This window comes from Leifsonia sp. NPDC058292 (assembly GCF_042880955.1).
In the GTDB taxonomy this organism is placed as follows: Bacteria; Actinomycetota; Actinomycetes; order Actinomycetales; family Microbacteriaceae; genus Leifsonia.
In genome coordinates this window covers 39,281-49,121 of record NZ_JBHVYL010000029.1, presented here as the reverse complement: position 1 = coordinate 49,121, position 9,841 = coordinate 39,281, and the positions used below count along the sequence as shown (strand labels likewise).

The window sequence follows — 9,841 nt, the reverse complement described above, 5'->3', positions numbered from 1 at the left end:
GGCGACGTAGACGGTGTTGCCGACGACGACCTGCGCCCAGGCGACGCCGTCGATCTGGGTGGTGGGCAGCGCATCCGCACTGACCGTCGGCGGTGACGCCGGGTTCGCCGGATCGGGCGGCGCGGTGTCCGCAACAGCTGAACCGGCCAAGGCGACACCGCCGAAGACCAGACCGACCGCCGTGGTGATGGCGGTCAGGATGCCGAACCTGCGAAAACGGGCCTGCGCTGTGGTGCTCATGACAACCTCGGAAGGAGTAGGTCACTCTAAACGTGAACGATCCTCACGTTTACCGTCGAGAGTACTCCCCTTTCGCGCCGGGCGCACGGGAAGTTATGGCTGCCCACATCGACGTATATACTCAACCGAGAACCATATATATGGTCGATCATTCAGGAGAGTGAGAGGGAATGACACAGACGACAACACCCTCCGCCCGCGACAAGAAGCTGATCGCCTTCCGCCCCGATCAGGTGCTTGCCCTCGCGTCGATTGCGGCGGACACCCACACGAACTTCACCGCCACAGTGCTCGACGCTGTCGACGCCTACATCGCCGCGCACGACCGCACGACACAGCAGATGATCGACCGGATCGTGACGGAGAACGCGGGCTTGCTTGAGCGGCTGCGAGACGCTTGAGCTTTCGATACGTGACGCTCGAGGAGGCACTTCTCGTCATCAAGGCCGTGCACGGCCACGACCCGCTCCGCTACGTCCGTGACACCGTGCTCCTGCAGTCAGCCCTCGAGCGGCCGGCCGCGACACTGTTCGGCAGAGACGCCTACCCGGACATCTACGCCAAGGGCGCCGCGTTGCTGCACTCCAGCCTGAGAAATCACGCGCTCCTCGATGGCAACAAGCGCACCGGCTGGATTCTCTGCGCCCTGTTCTTCCAGCTCAACGGCTACGAGGAGCACTACGACGAAGACGCGATGTTCGACTTCATCGTTGCGGTCGCCGAGGGTGAGATCGAAGACATCGGAGATATCGCGCGGCAACTGTCCGCCTGGTGGAGCCGCCCAAGGGAATCGAACCCTTGACCTTCTCATTACGAGTGAGATGCTCTGCCGACTGAGCTAGGGCGGCGTGGGTCCGCTCAAGGAGCGAGACGCACAGTTGGATAGCTTACCCGATCCGGGAGGCTCGTTCGAACCGGGCTCAGCGCACGTGCGAGCCGAGGGCTTGCAGCTGGGCGAACGAGCTCCGGAGGCGGTCAGCGAGCGGTTCGACGCCTCCGTGGTCGGCCCAGCACGACCAGGCGTGTCGCATCCCCGCAAACGACACGTAGGTCACCAGGCGCGCACGCTGGTGCAACATCTCCGGGTCATCGAGCAGGGCGGGATCGTCGTGGCCGAGACGCCGTTGCACGATCGTGCTCAGCGCATCCTCGAACTGGTGCATGCTCGCCATGCGCTGGGCGAACAGTTCCGGGTTGTCTTTGAGCAGCGCCCGCCGACTCTTGTGCAGTTCCTGCATGCTGCGCGCGGTCTCGGAGGTGGCTTCCGCATCCCCGCCCAGCTCCCCCGTGTCGATGGCTGCGATGAGAAGCTCGCTGATGCCGTCGAGGATGGGCTCGGTCGGCCCGGCGTTCACGAAACGCTCGATGCGTTCCTCGTCGGGCAGCTCGGGGAGCTCGCCGATGATGGCCGACTCCTTCGACGGGAAGTAGTTGAAGAACGTGCGCGGAGACACGTTCGCCTGATGGCTGATCTCGTCGATCGTCACCCTGTCGAAGCCGCGCGCGCTGGCCAGCTGCACGGCGGCCAACTGGATCGCTCGGCGAGTCGCGAGGCGCTTGCGCTCGCGCAGCCCCAGTGCTTCTTCAGCCACGGTCATGCCTAATGATTGCATTCTCTGCAAAGTTGCACCACTCGGGCGTCACACCGCTCAGCAGGTCTTGCCGTCTGCGGGCAGCGTGCCCTTCAGCAGGTAGGCGTCGACCGTGTCGTTCACGCACCGGTTCGACTTGTTGTACGCGGTGTGGCCCTCGCCCTTGTAGGTGAGCAGGTGGCCGTTCTCCAGTTCGCCGGCCAGGTTCTTGGCCCAGACGTACGGGGTCGCCGGGTCGTTGGTCGTGCCGACCACGAGGATGGGCGCCGAGCCTTTCGCGGCGATGGGGCCGCGCTCGTACGTGGTCTTGTACGGCCAGTTCGCGCAGCTGATGTCTCCGTAGGCCATGTACGGCCCGATGACGGGTGCGTCCTTCGCCAGTTCGGCCGCCTGAGCGCGCATCATGGCGGGGTCGTCGTCGTAGGTGTAGTCGAGGCAGTTGATGGCCATGAACGCCTCGGTCGAGTTGTCGCCGTATGTGCCGTCCTGCTCGCGATTGTTGTACGCATCGGCGAGGGTGAACGCGTAGGACGGGTCGCCCTTCTTGACCGAGGCGAACATGTCGCTCAGATACGACCACGCTGTCGCGTCGTAGAGCGGATAGATGATCGCTGTCACGAGCGTGTTCGCGCCGAGTTCGCGGCCGTCGGTGTTGCGGAGCGGGCTCTGCTCGACCGCCGCGAGCAGTCGCGAGATCGTGTTCATGCCCTCGTCGACCGTTCCGCTGAACGGGCAGTCCTTCTGTTTCAGGCAGTCGGCGAGATAGGCCCGCAGAGCGCTCTCGAACCCTTGCGCCTGAACCTTGGTGACGTCGAAGTTGCTCGCCGCGGGGTCGAGTGCGCCGTCGAGCACGAGTCGCCCGGTCTTGCCCGGGTAGAGGTCGGCGTAGACCGCGCCGAGGTAGGTGCCGTACGAGTAGCCCAGGTAGTTGAGCTTCTTGTCGCCGAGAACCGAGCGCAGCAGGTCGAGATCCCGCGCCGCACTCACGGTGTCGACCTCGGAGAGCAGCTTGCCGGTGTTCTTCTCGCAGGCGGCGCCGAAGTCTTTCGCGACCTCGGTGTTCGCCGCGATCCATTCGTCGGAGCCGCGCTCTCCCGGCGTGATCCCGTACAGATAGTCGTCCATCTGCTTGGCGTCGTAGCATTTCACGGCGGTCGAGTGCCCGACTCCGCGAGGGTCGAAGCCGACCACATCGAACGCGTTCTGCAGCGAGGAGTCGGTCGCGTAGTCGACCGAGTTCTTCACGAAGTCGTAGCCCGAGCCGCCCGGGCCGCCGGGATTGACCAGGAGTGAGCCCTGCTTGGTTCCTTTGGCGGTCTGACGGATGAGCGCCAACTCGACCTCGCCCGCCGACGGGTTCTTCCAGTCGAGCGGAGCCTTCGCCGTCGAGCACTGCTTGCCGCTCGAACAACTCGACCACTCGAGAACCTGGTCGTAGAAGGGTGCCAGATCGGCGGCGACGCTCTCTTTCACGGGTGAGGATGTGCTCGCCGACTTGGCGGGAAGAAACCAGGTGACGCATCCGCTGAGGGTCAGCGCCGTGATGGCGGCGATCGCGACGAGTGCGGTGCGGGTGGCGCGTCGGCTCAGGCGCGAACGGCCCGGTCGGGTGGTCACTGACTAGTCCCCTTTCGTCCGACTCCCCGCAGGATGCTGGTGAGCATCGCCTCGAGAGCGAGGGCCGGTGCGACGTTCGATTCGATCCTCTGGCGCGCCGTCGCGATGGCGTCCATGGCCGCGAGCGTAGCGGCAGGAGTCGTGTGAGCGCTGAGAAGGTCGAGCCTCTCGCGCAGCTCGACATTGACCAGAGCCGTGGTGCTGCCGAGCTGAACCATCATCACATCGCGGTAGAGCGAGAGCAGGTCGACGAGGATGCGGTCGATGCCATCACGCAGGCTACGGGTCGCGCGCCGCTTCTGATCTTCTTCGAGCTGGCGCAGCTGCGAGCGCAGCGCCGGCGGAATCGTTCCTCCGGGCTCGACACCCAGCGAACGCAGCGCGTGTTCGCGCTCTTCCGCGTCGCGCTCCTCGGTGATCGCCTTGGCGTCGGCGCCCGCGATCTCGAGCATCGTCGCCGCGGCCTGCACCGCATCCGAGACGGACCGGATGTCGAGGGCGAGGCGCAGGGTGTCGTGGCGCCGCCGCCGTGCCTCCTCGTTCGTGGCGAGGCGGTGGGCCATGCCGATGTGGCTCTGCGCGTGGCGGGCGGCACGCTCGGCGATGTCGGGGGCCACCCCGTCGCGGCGTTCGATGAGCTGAGCGACATCGGCCACGCTCGGCACCCGCAGGCGCACAGTGCGCACGCGCGATCGGATGGTCGGGATGAGGTCGGCGTCGCTCGGAGCGCAGAGGATCCACACCGTGCGCTCGGGCGGCTCCTCGAGGGCCTTGAGCAGAACGTTCGACGTGCGCTCGCTCATCCTGTCGGCGTCTTCGATGATCATGACGCGATAGCGCCCGACCGACGGCGAGAACTGGGAGCTCGAGACGAGCGACCGCACCTCTTCGATGGAGATGATCACGCGTTCGGTGCTGAGCACGGCGAGGTCGGGATGCGTGCGCGCCTCGACTTGACGCTGAGCCGCGAGGTCCCCCCCAGGCGTGCCCGGGCTGAGCAGCGCCGTCGCGAAGGCGAAGGCGAGGTTGGAACGACCTGAGCCCGGTGGACCGGTGATCAGCCAGGAGTGGGTCATCGAGCGCCCGGCGACGCCTGTCGCTCCCGCCGCACCGCTCTTGCTCCCGCCGGCCGCGGCCGCTTTGAAGATGGCGATGGCATCATCCTGACCCGTCAGGTCGTCCCACACTGCCATGCTGTCCAGGCTAGCGGTCACGGCGGACACTGCTCGGCGTCAGAGGTACGGCGTGAGGCGCGCGCGGATCTCTTCGGCGATCTGTTCCGCGGGTCGTGCGGCGTCGATGACGAGGAATCTCTCCGGCTCCGCCGCAGCGAGGTCGAGGTAGGCGGCGCGCACCCGGGCGTGGAACTCCGCCTTCTCCGCTTCGAGCCTGTCGTAGCGGGTGCGGGAGGTGTCGAGCCTCGCTCTGGCCGTCGTCTCGTCGAGGTCGAGCAGGATTGTCAGATCGGGCAGCAGCCCTTCCGCCGCCCACAGCGAGAGATCGCGGATCTCGTCGCCGCCGAGCACCCGGCCGGCGCCCTGGTAGGCGACAGAGGAGTCGAGGTAGCGGTCTTGCAAGACGACCTCGCCTCGCGAGAGCGCGGGGCGCACCACCGTCGCGACGTGGTCGGCGCGGTCGGCCGCGTAGAGCAGCGCTTCTGCCCGGGGCGAGATGTCGCCCCGGTGGTGCAGCACGATCTCGCGGATCTCCACACCCGCGGGGGTTCCTCCCGGCTCGCGCGTGCGCACGACCGCGCGGCCCTGCTCGGTCAGCCACTGTTCAAGCAGTGCCGCCTGCGTGGACTTGCCGGAACCGTCTCCGCCTTCGAGCGTGATGAAGAGACCGCTCGGGTTCTCTCCCCCGGCGTTTCCGCCGGTCACTCGGCCGTCGGCTTCTTCGCGGCGGTCTTTCTGGTGGCCGGCTTCTTCGCAGCTGCCGGCTTCGCCGCGGTCGTGGTCTTCTTGGCCGCAGGCTTGGCGGTCGCCTTCTTCGCGGGTGCCTTCTTGGCGGGGGCCCTCTTGGCGGGGGCCTTCTTCGCGGGGGCCTTCGCGCGCTTGTCGGCCAGCAGCTGAACGGCCCGGTCGAAGTCGACCTCTTCCACCATCTCGCCGCGCGGGATGGTGGCGTTGGTCTCGCCGTCGGTCACATACGGGCCGAAGCGACCGTCTTTGACCTTGATCGGCTTGCCGCTCACGGGGTCTGCCTCGAACTCTTTCAGAGCACTCGACGCGCGACGGTTACCGTACTTCGGCTGCGCGAACAGTTCGAGCGCGCCGGCCAGGTCGATGCCGAAGATGTCGTCTTCGCTCGGCAGCGAGCGCGTGTCGGCGCCCTTCTTCAAGTAGGGCCCGTAGCGGCCGTTCTGCGCCTGGATCTCTTCGCCGCTCTCGGGGTCGGCGCCCACCGTGCGGGGCAGGTCGAGAAGCTGCAGCGCGGTCGGCAGGTCGAGCGTCGCCAGATCCATCGACTTGAAGAGGGATGCCGTGCGGGGCTTCGCGGCGGCCGCCTTCTTCGTCGTCTTCTTCTTCGGCGCCTCGGTCACCTCGCCGGTGGCGGGGTCGACCGTCGCGCCGTCTGCGCTCTCCGGCTCTTCCGGGTCGAGCTCGGTCACGTACGGCCCGAACCGGCCGTCTTTCGCGACGATGTTCTTGCCGTTCTGCGGGTTGACGCCGAGCACACGGTCGGTGAGCACGGGTGCGTCGATCAGTTCGCGCGCCTTCGCCGGCGTGAGCTCGTCCGGCGCCAGCTCTTGCGGGATGTTCACCCGGCGAGGCGTGGCGTCTTCGGCCGCTCCTTCTTCTGCGACCTCGAGGTAGGGGCCGTACTTGCCGATGCGGAGGGTGATGTCGTCGTCGATCGCGATCGAGTTGATGCCGCGCGCGTCGATCTCGCCGAGGTTGTCGATGACCCGGCGCAGTCCCTTGTGCTTGTCGCTGCCGAAATAGAAGCTGTTGAGCCAGTCGACCCGCTCCGCTTCGCCGTCGGCGATGCGGTCGAGGTCGTTCTCCATCTCCGCCGTGAAGTCGTACTGCACGAGGTCACCGAAGTAGTCCTCCAGCAGGCGCACCACCGAGAACGCGACCCAGCTCGGCACGAGCGCCTGCCCGCGCGGCGTGACGTACCCGCGGTCGACGATCGTCGAAATGATGCTCGCGAAGGTCGAAGGACGCCCGATACCGAGCTCTTCCAGCGTCTTGACCAGGCTCGCCTCCGTGTAACGCGGGGGCGGCGTCGTCTCGTGGCCGTCGGCTTCGACGTCGTTCACGTCGAGCGCCTGGCCGACCTCGAGCGGCGGCAGCTTCGCCTCGCTCGGCTCGGCGTTGGCGTTGCGCTCCTCGTCGCGACCTTCTTCATACGCGTTGAGGAACCCGCGGAACGTGATGACCGTGCCGCTCGCCGTGAACTCCGCCACGGTGCCGCTGCTGTCGCCTTCGGTGATCTTCGCCTCGACGGTCACGGATGCGGTCTGGCCTTTGGCGTCCGCCATCTGCGATGCGACGGTGCGCTTCCAGATGAGGTCGTAGAGCTTGAAGTCGTTGCCGCGCAGCACCGAGGAGACCTCGGACGGCGTGCGGAAGGTCTCGCCGGAGGGGCGGATCGCTTCGTGGGCCTCTTGCGCGTTCTTGTTCTTCGACGCATATGTACGGGGCTTCTCCGGAACCGTCTCGGGGCCGTAGAGCTTGGCGGCCTGTGAGCGTGCCGCGTTGGTGGCCTGCTGCGAGAGCGACGCGGAGTCGGTTCGCATATAGGTGATGTAGCCGTTCTCGTAGAGCGACTGTGCCACGCTCATCGTCTGGCGCGCGGAGAAGCGCAGCTTGCGCGCCGCCTCCTGCTGCATGGTCGAGGTGGTGAACGGCGCCGCCGGGCGACGTGAATACGGCTTCGACTCGACTTTGCTCACGGCGACCTGCGTGCTCGGGCTGCTGATCGCCGCGGCCAACGCCGTGGCGGCGGTCTCGTCGAGGGTGCGGGCGTTCGAGGTGAGCTGTCCGTGGTCGTCGAAGTCGCGCCCGGTGGCGACCCGGTCGCCGGAGAGACGCGCGAGGCGGGCTTCGAATCCGGTCGGCTTCTCGGTTCCAGCGTCGGCGTCGGGCATGAAGTGCGCGGTGAGTCCCCAGTAGGAGGCGGGCACGAACGCGAGGCGTTCCCGCTCGCGATCGACCACGAGCCTGGTCGCCGCCGACTGGACTCGCCCCGCGGAGAGCCCAGGACCGACCTTGCGCCACAGCACCGGTGACACTTCGTAGCCGTACAGCCGGTCGAGGATGCGTCGCGTCTCCTGCGCGTCGACGAGCGCCATGTCGATGTCACGCGTGTTGTCGCGCGCCTTCTCGATGGCTTCGCGGGTGATCTCGTGGAACACCATCCGCTTCACCGGGACTTTGGGCTTGAGCTCCTGGATGAGGTGCCACGCGATGGCCTCGCCCTCACGGTCTTCATCTGTTGCGAGTACGAGTTCGTCGGCGGTCTTCAGTGCCCGTTTGAGGTCCGCGACCGTCTTCTTCTTCTGATCGGAGACCACGTAGTACGGCTCGAAGCCGTTGTCGACGTCGACAGAGAATTTGCCGAGCGAGCCCTTCTTGAGCTCGGGCGGAAGGTTTTTGGGCTCGATGAGGTCACGGATGTGTCCGACCGAGGCCATGACCTCGTAACCCTCACCCAGGTACTGGGCGATGGACTTCACCTTGTTCGGAGACTCGACGATGACGAGTTTCTTCGTGTCAGACACCTGACTCCTCTTATATGTACGCACTGTGTTTCAACAGTTGAACGTCCGATAGCGCGCTCCCCCGAGCGCCGCGCCCCTTGCGGCGAGCCGGGCGACTCAGCCCGTCAGGCACACCATACACACCTGAGCCGCCTGTCTGCCTAATCCTTCGCGCGGCGTTCGCCGTGGGCGCAGCCCTTGCGGTCGCCCACCACGGGAGGAAAATGAACTGCATGGCTACCACTTCAACGACGACGTATACCGCCAAACTGACCGACGGCCCCCTCGAGGGCACCACCATCGCGACGGAGTTCCTCGACGCCGGCGTGCCCCGCCCCCGGCTGGAGATCCCGGTCGGGGCCACCGCGAAGCGCTACCTGTACGTGCGCTCCTCCGGCAGCGAGTTCGCTTCGGACGACGCCCTCGACGAGCGCCCCAGCGCCGTCGAGTACCGCTATCTCGAGACGATCTTCGTCTAGCTCCTCTCCCCTCTCCCCTCTCCCCTCTCCTCCTAGCCCCTTCGGCGGGCCGAGGCGCCAGTAGTTGCAACAATTCACGCCGACAAGCTGTAACGACTGGCACCCCAACGCGCAGCGGGCGAACGAGTGGAGGCTCAGGGATGTGCGGGCGGCCCCGCCCGGGCTTCGACGCTGACGTCGAACCCGAGGTAGCCGACCGACGCGGTGACCGTGACGACGACCCCGTCGAGCGCGCATCGGGACAGGTCGGCCCCATTGGCTGCCGACACTCGCTTCGCTTCCGCGCACGGCACGCCCGGCTGCGCCCCGGAGGCGACGTCGGCCGCGGCGAGCGCCGCCAGGTCTGCCGCGCCCGCTGCCCGCTGTCTCGCCACGCCGGCACCGGCTGCACCGACCACGCCGCTCGAGAGCACGGCGAGCGCCGCGACGATTGCGACGCACAGCGTCGACGCAGACCCCCGTTCGCCCAGCGCGCCGCGCCGATCGCTGACCCACACCACCCCCGGCGCCGCCTGCCTGGTCCTCACTGCGCGGCACCCGCGGCACCAGCGACACCAGCGGCACCCGCGGCGGCGTCGGCACCAGCGACACCAGCGGCACCCGCGGCGGCGTCGGCACCCGCGACAGCGTCGGCACCCGCGGCAGCGTCGGCACCTGCGCAGGCCGCCGCCGACGTGGTGATGCCCAGCGCGCCGAGTCCGGCGACCGCCGTCATCGCGGTCAGGCGAACGCACACCAGGCCGTCGGCCGTGCTCGTCTCGGACGCAGCCGCCCCCGAGCGCGCGATGACCGTCGCCGCGTCATCACCGCGCGCAGTGAGGCGCGCGGCCACCGCGGCCGCGTCGGTGAGCCGCACCTGCTGGGTCACCACCTGGATCGCGCCGATGCACAGGCCGAGGCAGAGCAGCACCGCCGGCATCACGACCGCGAATTCCGCCGTCACGCTTCCCCGCTCCCCTCGCGCATCAGCCGGCGATGGTGAGCGCACGGGTCACCAGGTCGGTGAGGATTGCGCGCACCTGGTCGCCGCGCAGCAGGGCGACGAGCAGACCGGCGAACCCGACCGCGGCCATCGTGGCGACGGCGTACTCCGCGGTCGCCGACCCTCGGTCATCCCGCAGCCGCGCCCACACTCCTCGGGCCGATGGCTCCCCCGAAGCGGCCACATCCACCGCAGCAGTCGCATCGATCGCAGCAGCCGCATC

The 9,841-nt window shown here is 67.6% G+C and carries 12 protein-coding genes and 1 tRNA gene; 3 read left to right on the top strand and 10 right to left on the bottom strand.

Annotation, left to right across the window (positions count from 1 at the left end; genetic code table 11):
* The coding region (locus tag ACFVWR_RS14795) for a hypothetical protein (RefSeq protein ID WP_387213508.1) at positions 1–240 on the bottom strand (240 nt) is incomplete at its 3' end.
* Positions 241–410: 170 nt separating this feature from the next.
* On the opposite strand from ACFVWR_RS14795, the gene ACFVWR_RS14790 reads away from it, so the two are divergent.
* Together ACFVWR_RS14790 and ACFVWR_RS14785 are read left to right on the top strand one after the other, a co-directional pair.
* Positions 411–641: a hypothetical protein gene (locus ACFVWR_RS14790; RefSeq protein ID WP_387213505.1), complete on the top strand. Its 231-nt coding sequence runs from the start codon at positions 411–413 to the stop codon at positions 639–641.
* An 11-nt stretch (positions 642–652) separates the two neighbouring features.
* Complete coding sequence (locus ACFVWR_RS14785) at positions 653–1,042, top strand: type II toxin-antitoxin system death-on-curing family toxin (protein WP_387213502.1); 390 nt, start codon at positions 653–655, stop codon at positions 1,040–1,042.
* On the opposite strand, the gene ACFVWR_RS14780 is transcribed toward ACFVWR_RS14785, so the two are convergent.
* The 6 genes from ACFVWR_RS14780 to topA form a co-directional block, all read right to left on the bottom strand.
* Positions 1,013–1,088: transfer RNA gene (locus ACFVWR_RS14780), tRNA-Thr, on the bottom strand. The genes ACFVWR_RS14785 and ACFVWR_RS14780 overlap by 30 nt on opposite strands.
* Before the next feature lie 72 nt (positions 1,089–1,160).
* Positions 1,161–1,832, bottom strand: a complete 672-nt coding sequence (locus tag ACFVWR_RS14775; RefSeq protein ID WP_387213499.1) for a TetR family transcriptional regulator — start codon at positions 1,830–1,832, stop codon at positions 1,161–1,163.
* A gap of 57 nt (positions 1,833–1,889) precedes the next feature.
* The gene (locus ACFVWR_RS14770; protein WP_387213496.1) at positions 1,890–3,449 is read right to left on the bottom strand and encodes an alpha/beta hydrolase; all 1,560 of its coding nucleotides are present in this window, start codon (positions 3,447–3,449) and stop codon (positions 1,890–1,892) included.
* On the bottom strand, positions 3,446–4,642 hold the full coding sequence (locus tag ACFVWR_RS14765; RefSeq protein ID WP_387213493.1) for a DNA polymerase III subunit delta': 1,197 nt from the start codon (positions 4,640–4,642) through the stop codon (positions 3,446–3,448). The genes ACFVWR_RS14770 and ACFVWR_RS14765 overlap by 4 nt, the downstream gene beginning before the upstream one ends.
* A gap of 39 nt (positions 4,643–4,681) precedes the next feature.
* A complete protein-coding gene (tmk, locus tag ACFVWR_RS14760) occupies positions 4,682–5,329 on the bottom strand; it encodes a dTMP kinase (RefSeq protein WP_387213491.1) in 648 nt (215 codons plus the stop codon).
* Positions 5,326–8,178, bottom strand: a complete 2,853-nt coding sequence (topA, locus tag ACFVWR_RS14755) for a type I DNA topoisomerase (protein ID WP_387213488.1) — start codon at positions 8,176–8,178, stop codon at positions 5,326–5,328. The genes tmk and topA overlap by 4 nt, the downstream gene beginning before the upstream one ends.
* Before the next feature lie 212 nt (positions 8,179–8,390).
* Between topA and ACFVWR_RS14750 the strand changes: the two genes are divergently transcribed.
* Entirely contained in the window at positions 8,391–8,636 is a 246-nt protein-coding gene (locus ACFVWR_RS14750) for a hypothetical protein (protein WP_387213485.1), read from the top strand.
* A 134-nt stretch (positions 8,637–8,770) separates the two neighbouring features.
* On the opposite strand, the gene ACFVWR_RS14745 is transcribed toward ACFVWR_RS14750, so the two are convergent.
* From ACFVWR_RS14745 to ACFVWR_RS14735, 3 genes are read right to left on the bottom strand one after another with little or no spacing between them, the layout of a single operon-like run.
* Entirely contained in the window at positions 8,771–9,163 is a 393-nt protein-coding gene (locus ACFVWR_RS14745) for an Rv3654c family TadE-like protein (RefSeq protein ID WP_387213482.1), read from the bottom strand.
* Positions 9,160–9,579, bottom strand: a complete 420-nt coding sequence (locus ACFVWR_RS14740; protein WP_387213479.1) for a TadE family type IV pilus minor pilin — start codon at positions 9,577–9,579, stop codon at positions 9,160–9,162. Before ACFVWR_RS14740 ends, ACFVWR_RS14745 begins: the two co-directional genes overlap by 4 nt.
* 22 nt (positions 9,580–9,601) lie before the next feature.
* Positions 9,602–9,802, bottom strand: a complete 201-nt coding sequence (locus ACFVWR_RS14735; protein WP_387213512.1) for a DUF4244 domain-containing protein — start codon at positions 9,800–9,802, stop codon at positions 9,602–9,604.
* Positions 9,803–9,841: the final 39 nt, after the last annotated feature.

What these genes read in the sequence shown, in the direction of transcription:
- ACFVWR_RS14790 (WP_387213505.1), top strand. Translation starts at nt 411, where the DNA reads ATGACACAGACGACAACACCCTCCGCCCGCGACAAGAAGCTGATCGCC.
- ACFVWR_RS14765 (WP_387213493.1), bottom strand. Translation starts at nt 4,642, where the DNA reads ATGGCAGTGTGGGACGACCTGACGGGTCAGGATGATGCCATCGCCATC.
- ACFVWR_RS14750 (WP_387213485.1), top strand. Translation starts at nt 8,391, where the DNA reads ATGGCTACCACTTCAACGACGACGTATACCGCCAAACTGACCGACGGC.